Below are 25877 nucleotides of genomic sequence, written 5' to 3'. Positions count from 1 at the left end.
TGCTAGTTCAGACTCCGCAGGGCCTGTTCGAGGATCTCGGCGCCCTCTTCCGCCTCCGCGACGGTGAGGGAGAGCGGCGGCGCGATGCGCAGCACGCTGGTGTTGTACCCGCCGCCCTTGCCGAGGAGCAGCCCTCCGGCACGCGCGGCCTCCAGTACGGCGGCGGCGGCTTCGGGGTCGGCCGTGTCGGTGCCGGGCTTCGTCAGCTCCAGGCCGGCCATCAGGCCCCGGCCCCGCACCTCCCGTACCGCGGGCACGGTTGCGGCGATGGCCCGCAACCGCTCCAGGAGCAGGCCGCCGACGCGGCGGGCGTTGCCCTGGAGGTCGTGCTCCAACAGGTAGGCGAGGTTCGCGACGCCGGCCGCCATGGTGACCGGGGAGCCGCCGAAGGTGGAGATGGAGTTCGAGTCGATGCAGTTCATCACCTCGGGGCGGGCCACGACCCCGCCGATGGACATGCCGTTGCCGATGCCCTTGGCGAAGGTGAGGATGTCCGGCGGGCCGTTCTGGGCGTGGGCCTGCCAGCCCCAGAAGTGCTCGCCGGTGCGCCCCCAGCCGGTCTGCACCTCGTCGCTGATCCACAGGATGCCGTGCCGGTCGAGGACCTCGCGGAACCGGCCGTAGAGGCCGTCGGGCGGGGAGGTGAACCCGCCGACGCCCTGGAACGGTTCGGCGATGAGCGCGGCCACTCCCCCGCGGGTCTGGCCCAGTACGTCTTCCAGGTCTGCGACGGCCGCGGCGGTGAACTCGGCGTCACCGAGGTGGGCGAAGGGGCCCCGGGTGCGGACCGCGCCGTGGACGTAGAACGTCTGGAGCGGCGAGAGGCTCGTCGGGGACCAGCCGCGGTTGCCGGTGATGGAGACCGTGGAGAACGACCGGCCGTGGTAGCTGTTGCGCATCGCCAGGATCTGGTTGGAGCGGCGGTACGTCGTCGCGAGCAGCAGGGCGGTGTCGTTGGCCTCGGTGCCGGAGGTGGTGAAGAAGACCCGGGCGTCGGGGATGCCGGAGAGGGCGGCGACCCGTTCGGCCAGCTCCACCATCGGGCGGTTCAGGTACAAGGTGGAGGAGTGGATGATCCGCCCGGCCTGTTCGGAGACGGCCTTGGTGACCTCCGGCAGGGCGTGGGCGGTCATCGTGGTGAGGATGCCGCCGAAGAAGTCGAGGTAGCGGTTGCCTTCGGCGTCCCAGACGTGGCGGCCCTCGCCGTGGGTGAGTTCGATGGGGCGCTCGTAGTAGAGGGTGAGCCAGTCCGGCAGGACGGCGCGGTGGCGGCTGTGCAGGGGGATCGGGTTGCTCACGGCTGTACGAGTCCTCCGTAGGCGTCGGGGCGGCGGTCGCGGTAGAAGGCCCACTGGTCGCGGACTTCCTTGATCAGATCGAAGTCGAGGTCGCGGACGAGGAGTTCTTCCTCCTTGTCGCTCGCCGCCTCCCCGACGAACTGCCCGCGGGGGTCGACGAAGTAGCTGCTGCCGTAGAAGTCGTTGTCGCCGTACTCCTCTTGGCCGATGCGGTTGATGGCCGCGATGAAGTACTCGTTCGCGACGGCCGCGGCGGGCTGTTCCAGCTGCCAGAGGTAGGCGGACAGACCGCGGTGGGTGGCAGAGGGGTTGTATACCAACTGGGCTCCCGCGAGGCCGAGTTGACGCCACCCCTCCGGGAAGTGCCGGTCGTAGCAGATGTAGACGCCGACGCGGCCGACCGCGGTGTCGAAGACGGGCCAGCCGAGGTTGCCCGGGCGGAAGTAGTACTTCTCCCAGAAGCCCTTGACCTGCGGGATGTGGTGCTTGCGGTACTTGCCGAGGTAGCTGCCGTCGGCGTCGATGACCGCGGCGGTGTTGTAGTAGAAGCCCTCGGACTCCCGCTCGAAAACCGGTACGACGATCACCATGCCGGTCTCGCGGGCCAGGTCCTGCATCCTGCGGACGGTGGGGCCGTCGGGCACGGGCTCGGCCCACCGGTAGTGCTCGGGCTCCTGGACCTGGCAGAAGTAGGGGGCGTTGAAGACCTCCTGGAAGCCGATGACCTTCGCACCCTGGGCGGCCGCCCGGCGGGCGTGCTCCTCGTGCTTGGCGATCATCGATTCGGTGTCTCCGGTCCAGGTGGCCTGGACGAGTGCGGCGCGGACGACTTGGGCCATGAGGTGCCTCCTCGCGACGGGAACGCCGACTTCTACGCACGTAGACGGTGTCCGTAGGGAGTAGAACGTAGGCCTCGTCACAGCGTGGGGCAAGAGCGCCGTGCACTGTCGGCCCAGTCGATCACGTTACGTCGGCGCGTGATCGTTTGCGATCAGCAGACGGGCGGTTCAGGGCAGGGGGATCCCCGCGACGCGGAGGGCGTGGGACAGGTCGCGGTGTTTGCCCCCGGCGAGTACGGCGGCCGCGCGGAGCAGGCGCGGGGGGAACCACTGCGGGTCCCGGCGGGCCAGGGCGGCGGCCTCCTCGGCGGTGCGCAGCCGGACGAAGGCGGCGAGGAGCGCGTCGGCCTCCCGCTCGCGGCCGGCGGCGCCGAGAACGAGGGCGGCCTCGGCGATCTCGGCGGTGGGGCGGCCGGCGCCCTGGCGCAGCAGCGCGTCGCAGTCGGCGTCCCGCCCGGCCTCCCCGAGGGCGGCCGCGGCGGCGGCGAGCCGGTCGGGCGGGAGGGAGGCCGCCTCCCACAGCAGGGTGGCCCAGTCGGCGCCGAGCCCGGCGCGGCCCAGCTCGGCGGCGAACTCCGGGAGCAGGCCGGCGGGCCACGCGGCGGCCTCGCACAGCAGCGCGTGTGCCTCGCCGCCGCGACCCTGCGCCCGCAGCCCGACCAACCGCGCCACGGTCCGCGGCACCTCCACCGCCGCGCCGGCTCCTGGCCGGGGTGCGGGTACGGGTACGGCCGGTCGCGCCCCGGGCCCCCCGCCGTCCGGGGTGGGGGCCGCCGGATCGGCGGTGAACCAGGGCGACACCACCGGCCGCCCTGCGGCAGCCTCCGGCGACACCGCTGCCCCACCGCCGTGCCATACCGCCTCCACCGGCTGACCGGCCGGATGCTCCGGCGGAGCCGTCGGGGCGGCGTGGGCCGAGGGAGGGGCCGCCGGGCCGGCGGCGGGCCCGGCCTGGGGCGGGAGCGTCGGGCGGGGGTCCACGGTTCCCGGCGGGGCGGGCTCCGGAGCCGCCTTGGTGGGGGCGAGGTGGGCGAAGCGGGCGCCCCGGGGGGTGGCCTGCGGCGCCTGCGGGGCTTCGACGGGCATGGACGGCGGCCCCACCTCGGCCGGCGCACCCGCGTACCGGGCCCCTCCGGCTCGGCGACCGCCGCGCCGCCACCGCCCCTCGGCCCGCCCCGGCGACCCCGCACCCCGCTGCCCCGGCACACCGTCGAGCGGCGCCCCCGGCCGCTCGGCATCCGGCTCCCTCCGCCGAGGCCCGAGAGCGGGCGCGGGCGCGGGCGGTCGGACCACCGCATCAACCGCGGGCTCCTCGTGGCCGGCCTCCCGGAACGGCCCGAGCGGCTGCGCCCCCGCACGGGCTCCCGCCTCCGCGTACGAGGCCTCCTCCGCAAGTGCCCCGAACGGCTCCCCCACCGGACCGGGGCGCGGCACCACCGGGAGCGGGTGACCGGGTGTCGCCTCGCCGGGTGTCGCCTCGCCGGGCGGCGTCCGCAGGGACGCGAGGCGGCTCGTCAAGTCGTCCTGGCGGGCCCGGGCGCGGGACGTGTCGTCCCGGAGCCAGGACAGCTCCCGGTCCAGCTCGGCCGCCTCCGCCGGGGCCGTGGCCCGGTCCCGCAGCTCCGTCAGCCGCGCCAGGGCGGCCTCCGCCGCCGCCCGCTGCTCCGACGCCCGGGCCAGCAGTTCCCGCAGTTCGCGCTCCCCACCCGGCGCCCGGTCCCACGCGGCGACCGCCGCGACCCGCAGCCGGGCCGCGTACTCCACCTCCCCCGCCACCGCCCCCGCATCCCGCAGCAGCGACGCCAGCACGTCCCAGGGCGGTATCGCGGCGCCGTCCAGACAGGCCCGCATCCCCTCCGGGTCCCGCCGCAGGAACTCCCCGTACCACCCCGCCCCGGGATCTAGTCTCCGGGTCAACCCACGTAAGTAGTCAGCGAGTTGACCGATCAGCAACGAAGTCGCCGTCTCCATCCCCGCATTGGACCCCACCCGCGTTACGGGCGGGCTACGGGAATCTCAAAGCTTGACGGCGATCCCGGTGTGCGGCCGCTCGCCCCGCCGCACCAGTGCGGCGGGCAGGTCCACCGCCCAGAACTGCCAGGTGTACTTGCGCGACATCAGCTTCCGCACCCGCCGCAGCCCCGTCTCGTCCAGCAGCCGCGCCTGCCCCTCCACCGCGACGGCACCCTCCGGCACGCGTCCGCGCACATCGCAGGCGCTCACCGCGACCCGCCCGTTGTTGCGGATCCGCTTGACCTTCCACGAGTCGCTGCGCGTCCACACGTACAGCTCGCCCCCGTCGGCCACCGCCCAGACGGGGGTGGCGACGGGGGTGCCGTCCTTGCGGAAGGTGGTGAGGCTGACGTACCGCGCCTTGCCGAGCTCCTCCATCGTCATATCCCGACCCTAGGGGATCGCGGGGACTTCCGTCCCGGGTGCGGCTCCCCTCAGGCGGGGACGAAGGCGCAGCGGCGCAGCACCTCGTCCAGGGACAGGCCGAGCGCCTCGGCGACGGCGGCGACCGTGAAGAAGGCGGGCGTGGGGGCCCGGCCGGTCTCGATCTTGCGGAGGGTCTCGGCGGAGAGTCCGGCGCTGGCGGCGACCTCGACCATGCTGCGGCCGCCGCGGGCTTCGCGCAGCAGCGCGCCCAGACGCTCGCCGCGCTCGCGCTCTTCGGGGGTGAGGGGGGTACGGACCATGCCCCCATCCTACCCCGGCCCCCAATAATCATCCCGTTACAGTTATACCGGTATAGTTATTGGCATGATGGAACTCAAGACAGATGAATCGATCGACCGGATGCGCGCCGCGGGGCGGGTCGTCGCCCATGCGCTGGCCGCCGTACGGGACCGGGCGCAGGTCGGGGTCTGCCTGCTGGAGCTGGACCGGACGGCCCGCGAGGTGCTCCGCGAGGCGGGTGCGAGCTCGCCCTTCCTGGGCTACCGGCCGCGGTTCGCGCCGGCGCCCTTCCCCGCCGTGGTGTGCACCTCGGTCAACGACGCGATCGTGCACGGCGTCCCCGACGGGTACCGGCTGCACGACGGCGACCTGGTCAGCGTCGACTGCGGGGCGAAGCTCGGAGGCTGGGTCGGCGACGCAGCGGTCAGCTTCACCGTCGGCCGCGGGCGGTCGGCCGACCTGCGGCTGATCGGGACCGCCGAGGCGGCCCTCGCCGCGGGGATCGCCGCGGCCGTGCCCGGCAACCGGATCGGGGACATCGCCCATGCGGTTGGCACGGTGTGCCGCTCCGCCGGGTACGGCATCCCCGAAGGCTTCGGCGGCCACGGCATCGGCCGCAGCATGCACGAGGACCCGGGCGTGCCCAACGAGGGGCCGCCGGGACGCGGCGTGCGGCTGCGCCCCGGCATGGTCCTGGCGATCGAGCCGATGCTGACGTCGGGCGGCACGGACGACTACTACTGCGACGCTGACGGCTGGACCCTGCGGACCGTCGACGGCAGCCGCGCCGCCCACGCCGAGCACACGGTCGCGATCACCGCCGACGGTCCGCGGATCCTCACCGCCCTGTAGGTGGCGCGCCGTTACGGGTGGCCGTGCGGGTGGACGACCATCGCCGATCCCCCGCCCCGGCGGCTGGTCTCGGCCGCCGCCAGCCAGCGGCCGTCCGGGAGCCGCTGGACGCCGGTCGCGGCGCCGATCTCCGGGTTCTGCTTGAAGACGTGGCCCAGCGCCTCCAACTGGGCGCGGACCGGGCTGCCCCACAGGCCCGGTTCCAGCTCCGTGGTGCTCTGGTTGCGCTGGCTGGCCCGCGGCGCGGCGATCGCGTCGACGAGCGGCAGGCCCCGGTCCAGGTGCCCGAGGAGGGTCTGGAGCACGGTGGTGATGATGGTGGCGCCACCCGGGGAGCCGACGGCGAGCACCGGGCGACCGTCCTCCAGCACGATGGTCGGCGACATCGACGAGCGCGGCCGCTTCCCGGGGCCGGGCAGGTTCGGGTCGGGGACGCCGGGGGCGGCGGGGGCGAAGGAGAAGTCGGTCAGTTCGTTGTTGAGCAGGAAGCCGCGGCCCGGCACGGTGATGGCGCTGCCGCCGGTGGATTCGATGGTCAGGGTGTAGGAGACCACGTTGCCCCAGCGGTCGGCGACCGTGAGGTGGGTGGTGTTCTCCCCCTCGTACGTGGTGGGCGCCGCCTGGCCGGTGGTGGCGCACGGCGCCGGCTTTCGCGGGTCACCGGGGGCGAGCGGGCTGGTCAGTGCCCGGTCCGGCGTGATCAGGCAGGCTCGGGTGTCGGCGTAGCGCTGGGAGAGCAGTTCCCGGGTGGGGACCTGCTCGGCGGCCGGGTCGCCGACCCAGCGGCCCCGGTCGGCGAAGGAGATCCGGGAGGCCTCGATGTAGTGGTGCAGGTACTGCGCCTCGGAGAGCGCGCCGAGGTCGGTGCCCTCCAGGATGTTCAGCGCCTCGCCGACCGTGGTGCCGCCGGAGGAGGAGGGGGCCATGCTGTAGACGTCCAGGCCCCGGTAGCGCACCTGGGTGGGGGCCTGCCGCTTGGTCCCGTAGGCCCGCAGGTCCCCGGTGGTCAGGTCGCCGGGGCGGACGTTGCGGGTCGCGGCCGGGCTCACCGGGGGCTTGCGCACGGCGCGGACGATGTCCTCGGCGAGCGGGCCCCGGTAGAGGGCGCCGGTCCCCTTGCGGCCGAGTTCGGCGTACGTGGCGGCGAGGTCGGGGTTCTTGAAGGTGGACCCGACCACCGGCAGCGCCCCGCCCGGCAGGAACAGCTTCGCGGTGTCCGGGAAGTCCTTGAAGCGGTCCTGGTTGAGCTCGGTCTGCGCGCGGAAGGTGGCGTCGACGGTGAAGCCGTCCCGGGCCAGTTTCTCGGCGGGCTGGAGCAGCCGCCCGAGCGGCCGGCTCCCCCAGGCGTCGAGTGCGCTCTTCCAGGTCGCCGGGGTGCCGGGGACCCCGACGCCGCGGCCGCTGGTCTGGCCCTCGGCGAAGGGGATGGGGACGCCGTTCTCCTGGAACAGGGTGCTGGTCGCGCTGGCCGGGGCGGTCTCGCGCCCGTCGATGGTCTGCACCCGGTGGGAGGCGGCGTCGTAGTAGACGAAGTAGCCGCCCCCGCCGATCCCGGCGGAGTACGGCTCGGTGACCCCGAGCGCGGCGGCGGTGGCCACGGCCGCGTCCACGGCGTTGCCGCCCGAGCGCAGCACCTCGATGCCGGCCGCCGAGGCGTCGGCGTCGACGCTGGCGACGGCCCCGCCGTAACCGACGGCGACCGGGACCTTCGCGGGGGCGCCGGTCGCCGCGGAGGGCGGGGCGGCCGCGCCGGTGGACACCAGCGCCCCGGCGAGGGCGACGAGCGCGAACTGACGTGTGGCGGGACGACGCATCCGTACCTCCAGTCGACAGCCCGTCAGATCCCCTGTGACGGGCCCGGTCCGGCACTTTAGCCCCACGGCACCCCCCGCGTCAGGACCGCGCGGGGCGGGTTACCATCCGCGCCATGAACGACGACGTGCGCAACATCGTGCTCGGGGTGGTGGCCACCGCCATCAGCGGCGGTTTCGGCTGGTTCTCCCGGACGTACCTGTGGCGCCGCACCCTGCGCCGCAAGCAGGCCTTCTTCGGACTGCCCACCGGCTCGGACTGCGTGTTCGTGGTCAACCGCCAGATGGGCGGCACGGAGGGGTCGGTGCACCGCAACGACGCCTTCGCGCTGCTGGAGATATCCGCGTTGATCAAGGACTGCTCTGCCAACCTGCAGATCGTGGCCCACGACACGGCCCGCCAAGGCTTCGGGGAGCGGGCCGAGTTCTGTGTGGGCGGCCCGGTCTCCAACGCGCGCACGGCCGCGCACCTGGCCTCCATGCTGCCGGGTGTGCAGGTCGACGTCTCCACCGAGGCGGGTCCCGACCGGGGGGCGATCCGGGTCGGTGAGGAGATGTTCCGCTGGGACCGGGGCCGGGAGGACCACGTGCTGCTGGCACGGCTGACGACCGGGCCGGGGACGAGGCCGGTGTTCCTGATCTCCGGGCAGACCGCGATCAGCAACCAGGCGGGCGCGCGGTACCTGGCCCGCCACCACCAAGAGCTGGCCCGCAAGTACGGCAACGACTCGTTCTGCGTGGTGCTGAAGGTGGTCAACTCGCAGGCCTACGGCCCGGACGTGGTCGAGCTGGCGGCCGACGTCACGCGCGCGGCGCGGACACCCGCAGCGGCAGCCGCGTGATCCCGTTGATGAAGTTGGAGACCAGCCGCCGCGGCGCACCCGCCTGTTCGGGAGGGGGCATGAGCTCGCGCCACTGCGCGTAGAAGGTGCGCAGTTGCAGCCGGGCGAAGTGGGCGCCGAGGCAGACGTGCGGGCCGTCACCGAAGGAGACGTGCGGGTTGGGCGACCGGCCGGGGTCGAGGCGTTCGGGTGCGTGGAAGACGCGATCGTCGTGGTTGGCGGAGGCGTGGAAGACCACGACCTTGTCCCCGGCGCGGATCGGCTGCCCGGCCAGTACGGTGTCGACGGCCGCGGTGCGGCGGAAGCTGAGCACCGGCGGGTGGACGCGCAGGAGTTCCTCCACGGCCCGCTCCACGGGCACTTCGCCGCGGGCCAGTCGCCGGTAGGCGTCCGGGGCGCCGGCCAGGGCGAGCAGGCCGCCGGGCGCGGCGCTGCGCACCGTGTCGTTGCCGGCGACGGTCAGCAGGAAGAAGAACATCTCCAGTTCGCCCGGGCCGAGTTCCGATGCGGCCAGTGCCGTCATCACGTCTTCGGCGGGGTGCGCCCGCTTGTACGCGGCCAGGTCGCGGGCGTAGGCGAACATCTCGCCGAGCAGGGCCGGTGAGCGCGGGTTGAGGGGTTTCCCGTCGGGGCCGGGCTGCGGCGCGGGCGCGTCCTCGGGGTCCTGGTAGCCGATGATCCGTACGGTCCAGTCCAGCAGCAGTCCCCGGTCGGCGGCCGGGACGCCCAGCAGGTCGGTCAGGTTGAGCAGCGCGTACTCGTCGGTGACGGCGGTGACGAGGTCGGCGGCGCCGTCCACGGCCCCGTCGCGGGCGGCGCACAGCAGGCTGCGGGCGCGGTCGCGCACCCGGGCGGTGAAGGCGTCGACGTGGGCGGGGGTGAAGGCCCGGGCGACGAGCCGGCGCAGCCGCCCGTGGTCGCCGGCGCCGCGCCGCGGGTCCTGGTTGAGCATGGTGCGCCGCAGGAACGGCAGGTCGGCCGGGTCGGGGTCGCGGATCTGGGTGGCACCGAGCCAGGAGGAGTACGTGGCGTGGTCGCGCAGGACCCGTACGGTGTCGGCGTGCCGGGTGACGGCCCAGAACCCGGGGCCGGCGGGCCAGCCCAGGACCTCCGGTTCGGCCTGCCACGCCACCGGGTGACGTGCGCGCAGCAGCCGGTAGCGCTCGTGCGGGATGCCCGCGGCGTAAAGGCGGGGGTCGAAGACGTCGAGGCCGTCGGGGACGTCGGCGCCGTAGCCGGGGGCGTCGGTCATGGGGGCCACGTTGGCCCCCGTACACCCCTCCCCGCAAGGGGGCACGGGCGGTGGGGGCGGCCCGGCTTTCCTCCCGGGGGAATGCGGAGGATCGTGGGTGGTGACCGTAGGCATCGCTCCAGGGAGGCGCGTCATGCGCAAGGTCATGGACTGCAGGGAGTACCCGAGCGAGATCGGGTGCACCTTGATGATCACGGGTGAGGAAGAGGAAGTCCTCGGCGCAGCTGTCCAGCACGCCGTCGCCGTGCACGGCGAAGAGGACACTCCGGAGTTCCGTACCGCGCTGCGCGGCATGCTGAAGCCGGAGGTGCCCCAGCACGCCTGAGCCGCCCGGCTCCTGCGGCCCGGACGGGGCCCGTACCTAGCTCCTGCGGCGCAGTGCCGTCGTCAGGGCGGTGAGTTCCGTCAGGCGCAGAGGCGCGGCCAGGAGGAGGACGACGAGCGCGAGGACCGCGGCCCCGGCGCCGGTGGCGGCGAACCGGCCGGCTCCCTCGCATGCGCGGGCGGCGCCGTACCCGGCCGCTGCCGCGGGCAGGCACGCGGCCAGCAGCCGCAGGTGGGTGCCTGCCGCCGTGGCGGGGCCGCCGGTGAGGTCACGCGTGCGCGGGCCGAGCCGCCGGGCGAGGGCGTACGCGGTGACCGCGGCGCCCGCCGTGAAGGCGGCCGAGGAGGCGGCGGCCATGCCGGTCACGATCCACCGCACGGGCAGGAGTTCGTAGGCGGCGTAGGAGAGCCCGGCGTTCAGGGCGACGATGACCAGGTTCAGGAAGAACGGGGTCCGGGTGTCGGAGAGCGCGTAGAACCCGCGCGAGAGGACGTACTGGGCGCAGAAGGCGACCAGGCCGGGGGCGAACGCCACGAGTATCCCCGCCATCACCTCGGCGTCTGCGGCCCTGACCTCGCCGTACTGGAAGACGCAGGCCGTCAGCCAGGGTGCGAGCGCCGCGAACAGCGCGGCGGCGGGCACGATCAGGGCGGCGCCGGTGCGCAGGGCGTAGGAGACGTCGCGGCGGACGGCGCCGAGGTCGCCCGAGGCCGCGGCCGCACTCATCCGGGGCATCAGGGCGGTGACCAGGGAGACGGTGACGATGCCCTGCGGGACGATCCACAGCTGGTAGGCGTTGGTGTAGGCGACGTAGCCGACACCGCCCGCCACCCCGTCGGCCTCGGCGAGTTTCCCGGCCGTGGTCGAGAGCCGGGTCACGACCCAGTAGGCGAACTGGTTGGAGAGGACCAGCAGGACCAGCCACCCCGCGTTGCGCAGGGGGCGGGCGAGGCCGCTGCCGCGCCAGTCGAAGCGCGGGCGCCACCGGAAGCCGGCGGAGCGCAGGGACGGGAGCAGGGCGAGGGCCTGGACGACGATGCCCGCGGTGGTGCCGATGCCGAAGAGCCGGGTCTCGGCGGAGGTGAAGCCCCTGCCGCCGCTGTGTGAGAGGACGAGGAAGAGCCCGAACACGGCGATGACCACGAGGTTGTTGAGGACCGGGGTCCACATCATCGCCCCGAACCTGCCGCGGGCGTTGAGGACTTGCCCGAGCAGGGTGAACAGCCCGTAGAAGAATATCTGCGGGAGGCAGAACCGGGCCAGGGCCACCGTGGAGTCCACCTCGGCCGGCGTGTACGAGGCGGGGGTGTACGCCGAGGTGATCAACGGGGCGGCGAGGACGGCCGCGGCGCTCAGCGCGAGGAGCGCCGCGGTGCAGGCGGTGAGCAGCCGGTCGGTGTACGCGGCGCCGCCGTCGGGGTGTTCGCGGGCGGCCCTCATCAGTTCGGGCACGAAGACGGCGTTGAGCGCGCCGCCGATGAGCAGCATGTAGACGATGTTGGGGACGGTGTTGGCGACGGCGTAGCTGTCGCCGCGGATCTGGGTGCCGAGGGCCGCGAGGACGACGGCGGAGCGGACGAAGCCGGTGGCCCTGGAGACGATCGAGCCGGCCGCCATCAGTGCGCCGCTGCGCTGTACCGACGTCTTGCGCGGTGCGGTGCCCGGGCGTGCCGTGAGCGGCGCCGCTCCCGTGGCCGTCACCGGCTGCCCGGGTCGGTAAGTCGGTCCATCGGTGGTTCCCCCGCTCGGTCGTCGATCGGCACCGAGGGTAACCCGGGCCTGCTGTTGACACGAAGTCAATCGTTACCCGTACGTAACTTACCCATGGGTTACCTACGGTAAGCCACTCCCGTTACCGTCGGCACACTTTGTCACCGGCGCACGCGAGGAGCATCGATGCCCCGCACCACCAGCACCGCAGCAGCCGTGGCGGCCCTGCTGGCCGCAGCCGCCCTGGGCCTGTCCCCCCACCAGGCCCAGGCGGCGGCCGCGGACGCAGCCACCGCAGCTCCCTCCGGTCCCGCAGCCACCTCGTCCTCGTCGGAGCTGCGCTTCCACGACATCCCCGGCTCCGGCGGGATCACCCTCAAGGGCAACGTCTTCACCCCGGCGGGCGCCCAGAGCGGCCGGACGTACCCGCTGATCGTGCTGCCCACCAGTTGGGGCCTGCCGCAGATCGAATACATCGCCCAGGCGAAGCAGCTCGCCGACTCCGGTTACGTGGTGGTCAGTTACACCTCCCGCGGCTTCTGGCTCTCCGGCGGCCGGATCGAGGTCGCGGGGCCGCCCGACATCGCCGACGTCTCCGCCGTCATCGACTGGGCCCTGGCCCACACCCCCGCCGACGCGCAGCACATCGGCCTGGGCGGGGTCTCCTACGGGGCCGGCATCAGCCTGCTGGCCTCCGCGCACGACCCGCGGATCAAGGCCGTGGTCGCGCTCAGCGGCTGGGCCGACATCGTCGACTCCATCTACTCCGGCCGCACCCAGCACCTCCAGGCCGCCGGGCTGCTCGGCGCCGCCGGCTACCTCACCGGCCGTCCCGGACCCGAACTCCAGGGCATACTCGGCGACTTCCTCGGCTCCCGGCTGGACCGGGAACCGCAGATGATCGAATGGGGCAAGATCCGCTCGGCGGCCTACCAGGTCGACCGGATCAACGCGAACGGCCCCGCCGTCATGATGGGCAACGCCTGGGGCGACACCATCTTCCCGCCCAACCAGTATGCGGACTTCTTCGAGAAGCTGACCGGCCCCAAGCGCCTGGAGTTCCGCCCGGGCGACCACGCCACCGCCGAGGCCACCGGCCTGCTGGGGCTGCCCAACGACACCTGGACGAACGCCCGGCACTGGTTCGACCGTTATCTCAAGGGCGAGCGCAACGGCATCGACGCCGAAGCTCCCGTACAGATCAAGTCCCGCAGCGAGGGCGGCTACGAGGGCTACGCCGACTGGAAGTCCGTCGGCTCGGGCGGCTCCGAGAAGTTCGCGCTCCCCGACAGCGAGCACGTGTGGGCGAACATCGACTCCGGCGCCGACGGCGGGGTGGTCTTCCTCTCCAGCGTCCTCGACCAGCTCGCCAAGACGCCCCCGGCCGCATCGATCCCGCTGCTGCCCCGCGCCTTCGCCGCCGTCTGGCAGTCGCAGCGCTACGACGCCGACCGGCGCGTGCGCGGCACCGTCGCGCTGCACACCACCGTGACCCCCAGCGCCGGGGACGGCACCTTCGTCGCCTACCTCTACGACGTCGGCCCCCTGGGCATCGGCAAGCTGGTCACCAACGCCCCGTACACCTTCCACGGGAAGGTGCCCGGCCAGGCCTTCGGGGTGGACCTGGACCTCTTCTCCACCGCCTACGACGTGCCCGCGGGCCACCGGCTCGCCGTGGTCATCGACACGGTGGACCCGCTGTACATCGAACACAACCCGGCCGGCGCGCAGCTGACCTTCTCCTCACCGCGCACCGATCCCTCGTACGTCTCGGTGCCGCTGCGCGAGCAGTGATCCACGGCTGCTGCCGGCCGGGCCGGTTCCAGGGGTCAGCGCAGCGGCGTGCCCGGCAGCAGCGTGCCCGGATCGACCGGGGCGACGTCGACCGCCTCGGTCTTGGGGCTCCGGCGCTGGCGCCTGGCCACCCAGGTCGCGAGCCAGGACAGCAGCATGCACATGCCGATGTAGACCGGTGCGATGACCATCACCACCGGGATGAACGGCAGGTCGTAGTCCAGGTTCGAGGCGATCAGCTTCCCGGCGTGCAGGAACTCCTCGTAGGTGATCAGGAAGCCCAGCGAGGTGTCCTTGAGGGCCACCACCAGCTGGCTGATGATCGCGGGGAGCATCGCCCGTACCGCCTGCGGGGCCAGTACGTGAGTCATCACCTGCGTCTTGCGCATGCCCAGGGCGTACGCGGCTTCGCGCTGCCCCTTCTCCACCGCGTTGACGCCCGTACGGAAGACCTCGGCCAGGACCGAGCCGTTGTACAGGGTCAGCCCGGCCACCAGGGCGGGCAGGGGCTGCACCTGGAGCGCGACGAAGATGAAGAAGATCATCACGAGGACGGGCATGGCCCGGAAGAACTCCACCAGCAAGGTGGACAGCCAGCGCACCGGACGGTGGACGGACAGCCGCCCGGTCGCGAGCACGGCGCCCAGCGCGAGCGAGAGCACCGAGGCGTAGGCGAAGGCCTTGAGCGTGTTCCCGAGTCCGGTGAGCAGCAGGTCCTGGATGCCCTCGTACTCGAAGGGCGTCCACTTGGCCGAGGTGAACTGGTGGGTGTCGAAGAGCAGGTAGACGATCCAGCCCAGCAGGGCCAGGATCAACGCGGTCGACAGGACGCCGTAGAGGAGGTGCCGGCGCCGGGCCCGCGGGCCGGGGATGTCGTAGAGGGCGGTGGACTGGGTGTCCCCGTGGAGCGCGAGCGCGGTCATCGGGCGACTCCCCAGCGCTTCTCCAGCACGTTGAACAGCGCGCTGATGGACAGGGTGATGATCAGGAAGCCGACGGCGATCCAGACGAACGTCCAGATGATGCTGTAGCCCAGCTCGTTGAGGGTCTTGTAGGTGCCCAGCAGCTCGGTGACGCTGAACGCGCCGGCGATCGCGGAGTTCTTGGCGAGAGCGATCAGGGTGGAGCCGATCGGCGGGATGACGGAGCGGAAGGCCTGGGGCAGCACCACGCCGCCCAGGGTCTGGGTGAAGGACATCCCCAGGCTGCGGGCCGCCTCGCCCTGACCCTTGGGCACGGTGTTGATGCCCGAGCGCAGCACCTCGCAGATGAAGGCGGAGGTGTAGCAGCCGAGCGCGAGCACGGCGAACAGCTCGAAGGGAAGGACCACCCCGAAGCGGGGCAGGCCGAGCAGGACGGCGAAGAACAGCAGGGTGAGCGGGGTGTTGCGCAGCACGGTCACCCAGACCGTGCCGAAGACGCGCAGCGATCCGATGGGGGCGACCCGGAAGGAGACCATCACGAAGCCGAGCGCGAGGGCGAGGAGGGAGGCGTAGACGGTGAGTTCGAGGGTCCCGAGGAAACCCTCGAGGTAGATCGAGAAATTCTGGGTCAGTACGTCCATGGCGGTGTGCTCTCCCCTCAGCCCGCCGGGTAGCGGTCGATGGCGGGCGGTTGCGGGGCCGGTACGCCGGAGAGGCCGAGCGTGGCCTGGTAGGCCTTCTTCCAGTTCCCGTTCTCCTCGTTCTGGGCGAGGGCGTCGTCGAGGGCGAAGCGCAGGGCGTTGTCGGAGCGCGGGACGCCGATGCCGTAGGGCTCCTCGGAGAAGGGTCTGCCGACGACCTTGAGCTCGTCGGGAACCTTGGCGGCGTAGCCGAGGAGGATCGAGTCGTCCGTGGAGACGGCGTCGACCTGGTAGGTGAGCAGGTTGTCGACGCACACGGAGTACGTGTCGTAGGCGACGAGCACCGCCTTGGGGTACTCGCGCTGGAGGCGCTGGTAGGGGGTGGATCCGGCTGCGGAGCAGACCTTCTTGCCGGCGAGGTCGGCGGGGCCCTTGATGTCCTTCTCGTTCTTGCGCACGAGCAGGGACTGGCCGGCCATGAAGTAGGGGCCGGCGAAGCCGACCTGCTTCTTGCGGTTGGCGTTGATGGTGTAGGTGCCGACGTAGAAGTCGATCTGGCCGTTCTGGAGGGCGGTCTCGCGGTTGGCGGAGGCGATGGTCTTGAACTCGATGGTCTTGGGATCGAACCCGAGGGCGGCCGACATCATCTTGGCGATCTCGATGTCGAAGCCGGAGTAGCGGCCGCTGGAGGGGTCCTTCTCCCCGAGGTAGGGCTGGTCCTCCTTGGCGCCGACGATGAGGTGCCCGCGGCGCTTGGCCCGCTCCCAGGTGCGTGAGTCGGGCAGCCGGAAGCCGGTGGCGACGTGGTACACGGGCAGGGCCTCCGGCGGCGGCCCCTTGACCGGGGGGCTGCCGGAACGGCCGCAGCCGGTGGCGGCACCGAGTAGCGCGAGCAGGAGCAGGGCGAGCAGGCACACGGGCGTGCGGGAGCCGATGCGGCGTTTCACGGGCCGTCCCCCTCAGTGCTTGAGGATCTTGGAGAGGAAGTCGCGGGCCCGGTCGCTCTCGGGTGCGGTGAAGAACGCCTCCGGGGCCCGGTCCTCGATGATCTTCCCGTCGGCCATGAACACGACGCGGTTGGCGGCGGAGCGGGCGAAGCCCATCTCGTGCGTCACCACGACCATCGTCATGCCCTCGGCGGCGAGCCGGCGCATGACCTCCAGCACCTCGTTGATCATCTCGGGGTCGAGGGCGGAGGTGGGCTCGTCGAACAGCAGCGCCTGTGGGCTCATCGCGAGGGCGCGGGCGATCGCGACCCGCTGCTGCTGGCCGCCGGAGAGCTGGGCCGGGTACTTGTCCGCCTGGTCGGCCAGGCCCACCCGCTCCAGTAGCTGGCGGGAGCGTTTGTCGGCCTCCTCCTTCTTGCGCTTCCTGACCTTGATCTGCGCGAGGGAGACGTTGGCGAGGACCGTCTTGTGGGCGAAGAGGTTGAAGGACTGGAAGACCATGCCGACCTCGGCCCGCAGCCCGGCGAGCTCCTTGCCCTCGGCGGGCAGGGGTCGGCCGTCGAGGGCGATCGAGCCGGACTCGATGGTCTCCAGCCGGTTGATGACCCGGCACAGCGTCGACTTCCCTGAGCCGGAGGGGCCGATGACCACCACCACCTCCCCGCGGCCGACGGTGAGGTTGATGTCTTGGAGGACGTGCAGTTTCCCGTAGTACTTGTTGACGTCCCGCAGCTCGATCAACGGATCGACGGCCATACGCTGCCCTGCCCACTTGTCGGTGTCGAGGTCAGCGCAAACTATCCAGCCGCGGAAGGGCACTTCGCCTCGACACGCCTAAAGCTGACATAAAGGCCTTCGAGATCAGCCCTCCGAGGCCTCGGCGTAGGCCTGGGACAGCTCCGGCGATCCCGTCACCGCCCAGGACACGCCCGACTCGACCACGTTCAGCTCCCGGCCGGAGCCGAGCCGGATCACGGGCTGGCCGTTCGGCCACACCTGCCAGCGGGCCCCCTCGATGGTCCGGACGATCACGGTCCCGAGGTAGAAACCGGCGTCGTTGCCCAGCCAGGGCACGGCCTCCGGATCCCTTCGCCACCGCGGCATCAACTGGTCCAGCTCCTCCAACGACTCCGGGCTCCCGTCGAGTTCGAGCCCGGCCGACCTCGCCTGGGAGCGCAGCATCTCGCACTCCGCGAACAGCTCCGCGACGCCCTCGGGATCGTGCGCGAGGGCGGAGGCGAGCGCCGCACCCTGTTCCGTCGCGTGCCGGTTCCGCCAGTTGGCCAGGAAGGGGATGTTCATACGGACCAGCCTCGCACCGCCGTCCCCGCCTGGCCACAGGGCGCGCAGGACCGGGATCGCGGCTCGCCGGTCAGAGCTCCAGGTCCACGACGACCGGGGCGTGGTCCGAGGCGCCCTTGCCCTTGCGCTCCTCGCGGTCGACGTAGGCGTCCTTGACGGCCTTGGCGAAGGGCTCGTTGCCGTAGACCAGGTCGATGCGCATGCCACGGTTCTTCGGGAAGGCGAGCTGGCGGTAGTCCCAGTACGTGTACGGGCGGTCGTACTTGAGCGGGCGGGGCACGACATCGCTGAGCCCTGCGGCCCGCAGCGCCTCCAGGGCGGCCCGCTCGGCGGGCGTGACGTGGGTCATGCCGGCGAACAGGGCCGGGTCGAACACGTCCTCGTCGGTCGGCGCCACGTTGTAGTCGCCGAGCACCGCGAACGGCCGCGGGCCGGCCGCGTCTTCCGCGACGGCCGCGGCCAGGGCGCGGAACCACTCCAGCTTGTAGCCGTAGTGGTCGTGGGCGACCTCGCGGCCGTTCGGCACGTACACCGACCACACGCGCACGCCGTCACAGGTCGCGGAGATGGCGCGGGGCTCCTCGACGCCCTCGTACGCGGGGCCGTCGGGCAGGCCGACGACCACCTCCTCCAGGCCGACCCGGGAGATCACAGCGACGCCGTTCCACCGGCCGGTGGCGTTGACCACGGCCTTGTAGCCCAGCTCGCGCAGCGCGTCGTGCGGGAACTGGTCCGCGGAGCACTTGGTCTCCTGGACGCACAGGACGTCCGTGCCGGAGCTCTCCAGCCAGGCCAGCAGGCGCGGCAGCCGGGCGGTGATCGAGTTGACGTTGTATGTGGCGATACGCATGCCAACCAACCTACCGCCCGGCACCGACAGTCACAGGTCCCTGGCCTGCCCGGCCGTGAGCCGCCCGTGGTCGGTGCCGCCGAGGGCGCCCAGGACGTTGTCGTAGACGGGCCGGGCCAGGTCGGCGAGGTAGGCGTCGTGGATGTCGATGGCCCGGCGGGGCTTGACCTCGCGGACGTAGTCGATCACTTCGGCGATCTTGTTCCAGGGCGCGTGCACCGGCAGCATCAGGGTGTCGACGGGCACTGCGGGCACGGTCAGCGCGTCCCCGGGGTGGAAGAGGGAACCGTCCACGAGGTAGCCGACATTGGTGATCCGCGGCATGTCCGGGTGGATCTCGGCGTGCAGCTCGCCGTAGACCCGGACGTCGAACCCCGCGGCTTCGAAGGCGTCACCGTGGCCGACGGTGTGCACCCGGCCCGGGTAGGCGCCGGCCAGCTTCTGCGCGACGCTGCGCAGGGTCCACAGCCCGGCCGCCGGGTTCGCGTCGAGCGCGGCGCGCAGCCGGCCCTCCTCGAAGTGGTCCGGGTGCTCGTGGGTGACCAGCAGTGCGTCCGCCCCCAGCCCCGCGTCGGGTTCGCTGAAGGCGCCCGGGTCGATGACGAGCACCCGCCCGTCCTTCTCCAGCTGGACGCACGAGTGCAGGCGCTTGGTGAGTTTCATGATCCCCAGGCTAGCGCCCGGGCCGCGGTCGCTACGGGACGGCCGTGGAGACCACGTACACCCTGGGGTTCCCGGGTTTGGTGAGGTCGACCGTGACGTCCCGGGTGGGGCGGGGGTCCTTGGCGTCGAGGGTGATCCCGTACCAGGTGTGCTTGGGGCTCCAGCTCCAGCCGGCGACCTGCGCGTCGTGCTCGGAGATGGACACGCCCGGCGTCAGTCGCTCCCTGCTGGTGCCGATGTCGGCGAGGAAGGTGTCCAGCTCCTTCGGGGTCAGCGAGAACTGGGTGTAGAGCCGGCTGGTGTGCCAGTTGTTGGTCTCCAGGTAGCCGACGAGCGAGGCCATCATCGGGATCGGGACCTCGTAGATGCTGCGCTGCACCGCCGACGGCCAAGCCGTGCGGACCTTGACCGCGCCGACCTTGGCGGCCTTGTCGCGGCCGCTCTCGCGGCTCTGCTGGGCGGAGACGGCGAGGTAGCCGGCGGGGACGCCGACGAGCAGCAGGATGATGATCGCGGTGATCCAGCGGCGCCGGACGACGTGCCGGCGGTCCTCGGCCGGGGACCCGGGCGCGCCGTCCTCGTCGGGAGCGGAGGCCTGGCGGGGCAGCAGGGGCGGTGGGTTCACGGCTGCCGGTCCTGCTTCTCGGGGCCCGTCGCACCGGTGGTGTCGCGCAGGCCGAGGCGTGCGTAGCGCTCGTACCGCTCGACGCGCCGGCGCGTGGCCCGGCGGAAGCGGCGGGCGACCAGCCGGGCCAGGTCGGCGGCGCCGACCATGCCGGCCTCGGGGCCGAGCTGCGCCTTGGCGATCCGGGCCTCGGGGCGGTAGCCGCGGCCGGTGAGGTGGCGCCGGAAGGCGTCCCGGGCGGGGCCGATCAGCAGGTCGTCGGCCGCGCTGACGCCACCGCCGATGACGAAGCAGGACGGGTCGAGGGCCGCGGCGAGGTTGGCGATGCCCACGCCCAGCCACTGGCCGATGTCCTGGAGCAGCTCGACGCACATGGCGTCGCCCTCGCGGGCCAGCTCCGTGATGAGCGGCCCGGTGATCTCCGAGACGTTCCCGCCGACCTTCGCGATGATGTTGTACGCGACCGGGGAGTCGGCGGCGGCCAGCTCGCGCGCCTCGCGCACCAGGGCGTTGCCGGAGCTGTACTGCTCCCAGCAGCCGCGGTTGCCGCAGGGGCAGCGGTGGCCGCCGGGCACGACCTGCATGTGGCCGAACTCGCCGGCCACGCCGTAGCGGCCCCGCTTGACCTGGCCGCCCTCGAGGATGGCGCCGCCGATGCCGGTGCCCAGCGTGATCATGACCAGGTGGTCCTCGCCCCGGCCGGCGCCGAAGCGCCATTCGGCCCAGGCGGCGGTGTTGGCATCGTTGTCCACCATGACCGGCACCGCGAGCCGGGACTGGAGGGCGTCGCGCAGCGGCTCGTCGCGCCAGGCGAGGTGCGGGGCGAAGAGCACGCGGGAGCGGTCGGCGTCGACCCATCCGGCCGCACCGATGCCCACGGCGTGCACGTCGTGCCGGTCGGACAGGTCCAGAACCAGCTCGACGATGGTGTCCTCGACGACCTTGGGGCTCTTGGACTTGTCCGGGGTCTCGGTGCGGATCTTCTCCAGGATGACCCCGTCGGCGTCCACGACTCCGGCCATCACCTTGGTGCCGCCGATGTCGATGCCGACGGTCGGGACGCGCGGGGCGGTCAGCAGCGACCGGCGCTCACGGGTCCCGACGGTCCGCAGGACGGTGCCCCGCGCCGACCCCCGGTGGGAGAGCGAGAAGTCCCGGTACGTGCTCATCGAGTCGTGTCGTCCCTCGGGGTGCGGGTGGTGCCGGACGGGCGGTCAGGGCCTGATTCTGCCACCCGCTCCAGCTCGTGGCTCAGCTCGTCCAGCTCGGAGCCGCCCGCCATCTGCCGGGTGAGCTCGTCCAGGGTGATCGAGTCACGGGTGTGACTGCCCCCCATCGCGCCGCGCTTGAGGAGCACGAAGCGGTCTCCGACGAGGTGGGCGTGGTGCGGGTTGTGGGTGATGAGGACCACGCCGAGACCCGCGTCACGGGCCGCGGCGACGTACTTGAGGACGACGCCGGACTGCTTGACGCCGAGCGCCGCGGTCGGCTCGTCCAGGACGAGGACCTTCGCCCCGAAGTACACGGCGCGGGCGATGGCCACGCACTGCCGCTCGCCGCCGGAGAGGGTGCCGATCGGCTGGTCCACGTCGCGCAGGTCGATCCCCATCCGCAGCAGCTCCGCCCGGGTGGTCCGCCTCATGTGGTCCACGTCGAGCCGGCGGAAGGGCCCGCGGCCCCGCGTGGGCTCGGAGCCGAGGAAGAAGTTCCGCCAGACAGGCATGAGCGGGACGACGGCGAGGTCCTGGTAGACGGTGGCGATGCCGTGGTCCAGGGCCGCACGGGGGTTCGCGAGTACGGCCTCCTCGCCCTCGATCTCGAAGCTTCCGGAGTCGTGGCGGTGCAGACCGGCGATGATCTTGATCAGGGTTGACTTGCCGGCACCGTTGTCACCGAGGACACAGGTGATCTCTCCGGCCGAGACCTCCAGGGAGACGCCCTGGAGGGCGCGGATGTTGCCGTAGTACTTGCTGACGTCGGTCAGCCTGACCAGAGCGGTCGGGTCCTTCACCGTCACAGCGGTCGCGTCCTTCACCGTCACTTCGCCTCCGCCCGCTTGCGGACCCATGCGTTGAGCAGCGTCGCGAGCAGGAGCATCGCGCCGAGGAAGAACTTGAACCAGTCCGGGTTCCACTGGGCGTAGACGATGCCGTTGCTGGTCATGCCGAAGATGAAGGCGCCGACCGCCGAGCCGATGGCCGAGCCGTAGCCGCCGGTCATCAGACAGCCGCCGATGACCGCCGCGATGATGTACAGGAACTCGTTGCCGACGCCCTCGCCCGACTGGACGACGTCGAAGGAGAAGAGGATGTGCTGCCCGGAGATCCAGGCGCACAGGGCGACACCCATGTACAGGCCGATGCGCGTCTTGACGACCGGGACGCCGGTGGCGCGGGCCGCGTCCGCCCCGCCGCCCACCGCGAAGATCCAGTTGCCGGCGCGGGTGCGCAGCAGGATCCAGGTGGCCACCGCGACCAGGACCAGCCACCACAGGATGGTGACCTTCAAGGTGACCGAGCCGACGTTCCACTGCGAGGCGAACAGGGCCCGGGCGGAGGAGAAGCCCTCCATGTCGGCGATGGTCTTGGTGGAGACCGAGCCGCTGATCAGCTTGGTGAAGCCGAGGTTCAGGCCGGTCAGCATCAGGAAGGTGCCCAGCGTGATGATGAAGCTGGGCAGCTTCGTGCGGGTCAGCATGAACCCGTTGAAGAAGCCGATGGCCAGGGTGACCAGCAGCGACACCAGGACGCCCACCCAGACGTTGGCGGTCATCTGGTAGCTGAACATCGAGCTGAGCAGCGCCGAGGTGGTGACCATGACACCGGCGGACAGGTCGAACTCGCCGCCGATCATGAGCAGCGCGACCGGGACCGCCATGATCCCGATGGTGGAGGCCGAGTACAGGACCGTGCTCAGGCTGGAGGCGCGCAGGAAGCTGTCGGCGGCGAAGGAGAAGAAGACGAAGACGGCGGCGGCGCCGACGACCGCGCCCAGCTCGGGGCGGCCCAGGAGGCGGCGCAGCAGGGAGGTGGGCGCGAGCCGTTCGTCGGCCAGGGCCGGTGCGCTCATCGGGTGCCCCGCTTGATGTACTCCTCCAGCTCGGCCGCCTCGGCGCCGGTGACGATCTGCGGGCCGGTGAGCACGGGGCGTCCGCCGCCGAGCACGTCCGCGTTGTAGCGGTTGAGCCACAGCAGGTCGATCGCCTCGTACCCCTGGAGGTAGGGCTGCTGGTCGACGGCGAAGCCGAGGGCGCCGGACTTAAGGTCGCGGGCCACGGACGCGTTGAGGTCGAAGGTGTCCACCTCGGCCTTGCTGCCGGCCGCGTCCTTGGCCTTGATCGCGGTGGGGGCGAAGGGGGCGCCGAGGGTGACGATCGAGTCGACGGACGGGTCCGCCTGGAGCTTGGCCTGGATGGCCGCCTGTACGGAGGGCATGTTGGTGCCTTCGACGTACAGGTTCTCCATGGTCCCGCCGAACGCCTTCTTCGCCCCGGCGCAGCGCTGCTCGTGCCCGACGTTGCCCTGCTCGTGCAGGACGCAGACGGCCTTCTTCCTGCCGCGCTTGGTCAGCTCGGCGCCGACGGCCTCGCCCGCGATCTGCTCGTCCTGGCCGATGTGCGTCAGGGCGCCGTACTCGGCGGACTGGGCGGATCCGGAGTTGACGGTGACCACCGGGATGCCGGCCTTGACGGCCTTGGCGATGACGTCCTTGAGCGCCTCGGGCTTGGCGAGGCTGACGATGATGCCGTCAGCCTTCTGGTCGATGGCGTTCTGGACGAACTGGGCCTGCTGCTGTGCCTGGTCGTCGTGGGCGTAGACGAAGTTGATGTTGTCCTTCGCCGCTGCGTCCTTGGCGCCCTTCTGGACGATGTCCCAGAAGGTGTCGCCATCGCCCGCGTGGGTGACCATCGCGAAGGTCCAGCGCGGGGTGTTCACGGCGGGCCGGCCCGCCTGGGCGGTCTTGGCCCGCTCCTCGGCGCGCTTGCCGCCCGTACTGCTGCAGCCCACGAGGGAGGCCCCCAGTACCGCCGCGAGCACGGCGCCCATGACGCGCACCCCTGTCCGAACCCTAGCCACGTCGCCGCGCCTTTCCCTTGTCGTGCGTACCGTCGGGCATCTTTTCGCGCATCCCGTCGTACATCCCGTCGCCGTCACAGCCGATCGTCGTCAAAGCGGTCCATTCCGGTTCCAGCCGTCCAGTATCCGCCACAGTGGACCATGGACGACCATCGGGGCACTCCCGGGCAGATTGACAGGTCCCCGGTACGGGGTCACGTTGAGTGCATGCGCATCGGGATCATCGGAACGGGCCGGATCGGCTCGTTCCACGCGGCGGCCCTGGCCCGTCACCCGGACGCCGGCTCGCTGCTGCTGGCCGACGCCGATCCCGAGCGGGCCTCGCGGCTGGCGGACCGGCTCGGGGCCACCGCCGCGCCGAGCGTGGACCAGGTCTTCACCTGGGGGGTGGACGCCCTCGTCGTGTCCTGCTCGACCGAGGGGCACGCCGAGCTGGTCGTGCGGGCGGTCCGGGGCGGGCTGCCGGTGTTCTGCGAGAAGCCCGTCGCGCCGGGCCTGGAGCGGACCCTGGAGGTGCTGCGCGAGGTCGGCGCGGCGGGCGGCGTGCTCCAGCTGGGCTTCATGCGCCGGTTCGACGCGGGGTACGCCGCCGCGCGGGCACTCGTGCGCTCCGGCGCGCTGGGACGGCTGCACACCGTGCGGACGACGACGGCCGATCCGGCGCCGCCTCCGGCCGGTTACCTGCCGGCGTCCGGGGGGCTGTTCCGGGACTGCCTGGTGCACGACTTCGACATGGTGCGCTGGGTGACCGGGCGCGAGGTGACCGAGGTGTACGCGGCCGGATCCGACGAGGGCCTGCCGGGCTTCCGTGAGGCGGGCGACGTCCACACCGGCGCGGCCCTGCTCACCCTGGACGACGGGACGCTCGTCAGCAGCACCGGCACCCGGTGCAACGGCGCCGGGTACGACGTGCGCATGGAGCTGGGCGGTGAGCTGGACCAGATCTCCACCGGGCTGGACGACCGCACGCCCATCGCCTCCACCGAACCGCACGGGCCGCCCCCGGCGAGCAAGCCGTGGACCGGGTTCCTGGAGCGGTTCGGCCCGGCCTACGAGGCGGAGCTGGCGGCCTTCGTACGGCTGGTGCGCGGCGAGGGCCCCAATCCGTGCGACGGCGCCGAGGCGCTCGCCGCGTTCCGGATCGCGGAGGCCTGCGAGCTCTCGCGCCGCGAGCGGCGCCCGGTACGGCTGGAGGAGCTCCCGGGTCTGTGACGGGCCGTGTGATCCGCCGGACATCCTCGGTGCCGCCCGCCGCTACCAGCGCACCGGGTACCGCCGCACGCCCCGGACCATCGCGCCGGGAATCCACTCCAGCGGCCCGTCGGGGTCCTCGGCGAGGTCGGGGAAGCGTTCCACGAGCGCCCGGATCGCCACCCGGCCCTCCAGCCGGGCCAGGGGGGCGCCGATGCAGTGGTGGATGCCGTGCCCGAAGGCGATGTGGCCGCCGCCCTTGGCCGGACGGCGGATGTCGAAGCTGTCGGGCTCCGCGAAGCGGGCGGGGTCGCGGTCGGCCCCGGCGAGGGAGACGAGTACGGGCGAGCCGGCCTCGATGAGGACGCCGCCGATCTCCAGGTCGGAGCGGGCGAAGCGGAAGGTGGCGGTCTCCACCGAGCCGTCGTAGCGCAGGATCTCCTCCACCGCCCCGTCGATGAGGCCGTCCGGATCGGCCCGCAGCGCCGCGAGCTGCTCGGGGTGGGCGAGCAGCGCCCGCATGCCGTTGGTGATCAGGTGCACGGCGGTCTCGTTGCCGCCGAGCATCATCAGCAGGGCCATCGCGACCAGCTCCTGGCGGGTGAGCCGGTCCCCGCCCTCCTCCCGGCTCATCGTCCAGGCGCTGAGCAGGTCGCCGCCGGGGGCGGCCCGCTTGGCGTCGGTCAGCTCGCTGACGTAGGCCGTCATGTCGCGCCAGGCCGCGCCCTCGGACTCCACCCCGGTCGGCGCGACGATCTCCGCGGTCCAGGCGCGGAAGGCGTCCTGGTCGCTCTCCGGGACGCCGAGGATCTCGCAGATCACGATCATCGGCAGGGGCTGGGCAAAGGCCTCGATCAGGTCCGCGCGGCGTTCGGTGCGGGCCGCCATCGCGTCGAGGAGTCCGTCGACGATCTGCCGGATCCGGGGCCGCAGGGCCTCGATCCGGCCGGGGGCGAAGGAGGGGGCCACCAGCTTGCGCAGCCGGGTGTGGTGGGGCGGGTCCGAGCGCATCATGTTGGCGCTGGCCTCGGTCGTCTCGCGGTCGCTGTAGAGGCCGCTGCTCAGCCAGTTCTTGGACACCTCGGGGTGGGTCAGGGCCTGCCGGGCCTCCTCGTGACCGACGATCAGCCAGACCTCCTGCCCGTCCGCCGCTTTGACGCGGTGTACCGGGCCGCTCTCGCGCAGCCGCTTGTAGTGCGGATACGGGTTCTCGTCGAAGTCTTCGGCGATCGTACTGAGGTCCAGAATCGGCATGGG

At 72.3% G+C, this 25877-nt stretch carries 26 protein-coding genes; 5 read left to right on the top strand and 21 right to left on the bottom strand.

Features of this window, described 5'->3' with window-relative positions:
• Window positions 1-2 precede the first annotated feature (2 nt).
• The 5 genes from OHA81_RS25610 to OHA81_RS25590 form a co-directional block, all read right to left on the bottom strand.
• Window positions 3-1298, bottom strand: a complete 1296-nt coding sequence (locus OHA81_RS25610) for an aspartate aminotransferase family protein (RefSeq protein WP_329199600.1) — start codon at window positions 1296-1298, stop codon at window positions 3-5.
• Window positions 1295-2137, bottom strand: a complete 843-nt coding sequence (locus tag OHA81_RS25605; protein WP_329199598.1) for a nitrilase-related carbon-nitrogen hydrolase — start codon at window positions 2135-2137, stop codon at window positions 1295-1297. Before OHA81_RS25605 ends, OHA81_RS25610 begins: the two co-directional genes overlap by 4 nt.
• Window positions 2138-2305: 168 nt before the next feature.
• Window positions 2306-4054, bottom strand: coding sequence for a hypothetical protein (locus OHA81_RS25600; protein ID WP_329199596.1), 1749 nt, complete (start codon window positions 4052-4054; stop codon window positions 2306-2308).
• 99 nt (window positions 4055-4153) lie between these two features.
• A complete protein-coding gene (locus OHA81_RS25595) occupies window positions 4154-4534 on the bottom strand; it encodes a PPOX class F420-dependent oxidoreductase (RefSeq protein WP_329199594.1) in 381 nt (126 codons plus the stop codon).
• 50 nt (window positions 4535-4584) lie between these two features.
• Window positions 4585-4836, bottom strand: coding sequence for a helix-turn-helix domain-containing protein (locus tag OHA81_RS25590; protein WP_053786654.1), 252 nt, complete (start codon window positions 4834-4836; stop codon window positions 4585-4587).
• A 64-nt stretch (window positions 4837-4900) separates the two neighbouring features.
• Between OHA81_RS25590 and map the strand changes: the two genes are divergently transcribed.
• Window positions 4901-5668: a type I methionyl aminopeptidase gene (gene map, locus OHA81_RS25585; protein ID WP_329199591.1), complete on the top strand. Its 768-nt coding sequence runs from the start codon at window positions 4901-4903 to the stop codon at window positions 5666-5668.
• Between the two features lie 11 nt (window positions 5669-5679).
• On the opposite strand, the gene ggt is transcribed toward map, so the two are convergent.
• Window positions 5680-7482 (bottom strand): gamma-glutamyltransferase, encoded by a 1803-nt coding sequence (ggt, locus tag OHA81_RS25580; protein WP_329199589.1) that lies wholly within the window; start codon window positions 7480-7482, stop codon window positions 5680-5682.
• Between the two features lie 113 nt (window positions 7483-7595).
• Here ggt and OHA81_RS25575 point away from each other — a divergent pair, with 113 nt between their 5' ends.
• Window positions 7596-8321, top strand: a complete 726-nt coding sequence (locus OHA81_RS25575) for a hypothetical protein (protein ID WP_329199587.1) — start codon at window positions 7596-7598, stop codon at window positions 8319-8321.
• On the opposite strand, the gene OHA81_RS25570 is transcribed toward OHA81_RS25575, so the two are convergent.
• Entirely contained in the window at window positions 8281-9573 is a 1293-nt protein-coding gene (locus tag OHA81_RS25570; protein ID WP_329199585.1) for a cytochrome P450, read from the bottom strand. The two genes, OHA81_RS25575 and OHA81_RS25570, sit on opposite strands and share 41 nt — an antisense overlap.
• A gap of 133 nt (window positions 9574-9706) precedes the next feature.
• Here OHA81_RS25570 and OHA81_RS25565 point away from each other — a divergent pair, with 133 nt between their 5' ends.
• Entirely contained in the window at window positions 9707-9898 is a 192-nt protein-coding gene (locus OHA81_RS25565; RefSeq protein ID WP_329199583.1) for a DUF1059 domain-containing protein, read from the top strand.
• 36 nt (window positions 9899-9934) lie between these two features.
• Here OHA81_RS25565 and murJ read toward each other — a convergent pair whose 3' ends face one another.
• Window positions 9935-11599 carry a murein biosynthesis integral membrane protein MurJ gene (gene murJ, locus OHA81_RS25560; protein WP_329199581.1) on the bottom strand — a complete coding sequence of 555 codons (1665 nt, stop codon included), beginning with the start codon at window positions 11597-11599 and terminating at the stop codon, window positions 9935-9937.
• 195 nt (window positions 11600-11794) lie between these two features.
• Between murJ and OHA81_RS25555 the strand changes: the two genes are divergently transcribed.
• On the top strand, window positions 11795-13402 hold the full coding sequence (locus tag OHA81_RS25555; RefSeq protein WP_329199580.1) for a CocE/NonD family hydrolase: 1608 nt from the start codon (window positions 11795-11797) through the stop codon (window positions 13400-13402).
• A gap of 35 nt (window positions 13403-13437) precedes the next feature.
• Here the strand turns inward: OHA81_RS25555 and OHA81_RS25550 are convergent, their stop codons facing one another.
• The 12 genes from OHA81_RS25550 to OHA81_RS25495 form a co-directional block, all read right to left on the bottom strand.
• Entirely contained in the window at window positions 13438-14325 is an 888-nt protein-coding gene (locus OHA81_RS25550; RefSeq protein ID WP_329199578.1) for an amino acid ABC transporter permease, read from the bottom strand.
• Window positions 14322-14966 carry an amino acid ABC transporter permease gene (locus tag OHA81_RS25545; RefSeq protein WP_329199576.1) on the bottom strand — a complete coding sequence of 215 codons (645 nt, stop codon included), beginning with the start codon at window positions 14964-14966 and terminating at the stop codon, window positions 14322-14324. Before OHA81_RS25545 ends, OHA81_RS25550 begins: the two co-directional genes overlap by 4 nt.
• A 17-nt stretch (window positions 14967-14983) precedes the next feature.
• Window positions 14984-15913, bottom strand: a complete 930-nt coding sequence (locus OHA81_RS25540) for a glutamate ABC transporter substrate-binding protein (protein WP_443056668.1) — start codon at window positions 15911-15913, stop codon at window positions 14984-14986.
• Window positions 15914-15925: 12 nt separating this feature from the next.
• Window positions 15926-16669 (bottom strand): amino acid ABC transporter ATP-binding protein, encoded by a 744-nt coding sequence (locus OHA81_RS25535; RefSeq protein ID WP_329199574.1) that lies wholly within the window; start codon window positions 16667-16669, stop codon window positions 15926-15928.
• Window positions 16670-16774: 105 nt separating this feature from the next.
• Window positions 16775-17215, bottom strand: coding sequence for a DUF6278 family protein (locus OHA81_RS25530; protein ID WP_329199572.1), 441 nt, complete (start codon window positions 17213-17215; stop codon window positions 16775-16777).
• A gap of 70 nt (window positions 17216-17285) precedes the next feature.
• The gene (locus OHA81_RS25525) at window positions 17286-18065 is read right to left on the bottom strand and encodes an exodeoxyribonuclease III (RefSeq protein ID WP_329199570.1); all 780 of its coding nucleotides are present in this window, start codon (window positions 18063-18065) and stop codon (window positions 17286-17288) included.
• Window positions 18066-18095: 30 nt separating this feature from the next.
• Window positions 18096-18728 carry an MBL fold metallo-hydrolase gene (locus OHA81_RS25520; RefSeq protein ID WP_329199568.1) on the bottom strand — a complete coding sequence of 211 codons (633 nt, stop codon included), beginning with the start codon at window positions 18726-18728 and terminating at the stop codon, window positions 18096-18098.
• Window positions 18729-18759: 31 nt separating this feature from the next.
• Window positions 18760-19353 (bottom strand): hypothetical protein, encoded by a 594-nt coding sequence (locus tag OHA81_RS25515; RefSeq protein ID WP_329199567.1) that lies wholly within the window; start codon window positions 19351-19353, stop codon window positions 18760-18762.
• A complete protein-coding gene (locus OHA81_RS25510) occupies window positions 19350-20522 on the bottom strand; it encodes an ROK family glucokinase (RefSeq protein ID WP_329199566.1) in 1173 nt (390 codons plus the stop codon). The genes OHA81_RS25515 and OHA81_RS25510 overlap by 4 nt, the downstream gene beginning before the upstream one ends.
• Window positions 20519-21421, bottom strand: a complete 903-nt coding sequence (locus OHA81_RS25505; RefSeq protein WP_329199564.1) for an ATP-binding cassette domain-containing protein — start codon at window positions 21419-21421, stop codon at window positions 20519-20521. Before OHA81_RS25505 ends, OHA81_RS25510 begins: the two co-directional genes overlap by 4 nt.
• The gene (locus tag OHA81_RS25500) at window positions 21391-22422 is read right to left on the bottom strand and encodes an ABC transporter permease (RefSeq protein WP_329199563.1); all 1032 of its coding nucleotides are present in this window, start codon (window positions 22420-22422) and stop codon (window positions 21391-21393) included. The genes OHA81_RS25505 and OHA81_RS25500 overlap by 31 nt, the downstream gene beginning before the upstream one ends.
• A complete protein-coding gene (locus tag OHA81_RS25495) occupies window positions 22419-23429 on the bottom strand; it encodes a sugar ABC transporter substrate-binding protein (protein WP_443056666.1) in 1011 nt (336 codons plus the stop codon). Before OHA81_RS25495 ends, OHA81_RS25500 begins: the two co-directional genes overlap by 4 nt.
• 207 nt (window positions 23430-23636) lie before the next feature.
• On the opposite strand from OHA81_RS25495, the gene OHA81_RS25490 reads away from it, so the two are divergent.
• Window positions 23637-24641 (top strand): Gfo/Idh/MocA family protein, encoded by a 1005-nt coding sequence (locus OHA81_RS25490; protein WP_329199560.1) that lies wholly within the window; start codon window positions 23637-23639, stop codon window positions 24639-24641.
• Window positions 24642-24683: 42 nt separating this feature from the next.
• On the opposite strand, the gene OHA81_RS25485 is transcribed toward OHA81_RS25490, so the two are convergent.
• A complete protein-coding gene (locus OHA81_RS25485) occupies window positions 24684-25874 on the bottom strand; it encodes a cytochrome P450 family protein (RefSeq protein ID WP_329199558.1) in 1191 nt (396 codons plus the stop codon).
• Window positions 25875-25877 lie beyond the last annotated feature (3 nt).

It is taken from the genome of Streptomyces sp. NBC_00667, assembly GCF_036226825.1.
Classification (GTDB): Bacteria; Actinomycetota; Actinomycetes; order Streptomycetales; family Streptomycetaceae; genus Streptomyces.
Note: the sequence above shows the minus strand (reverse complement) of the source record. Positions and strands in the feature narration are given on the sequence as shown.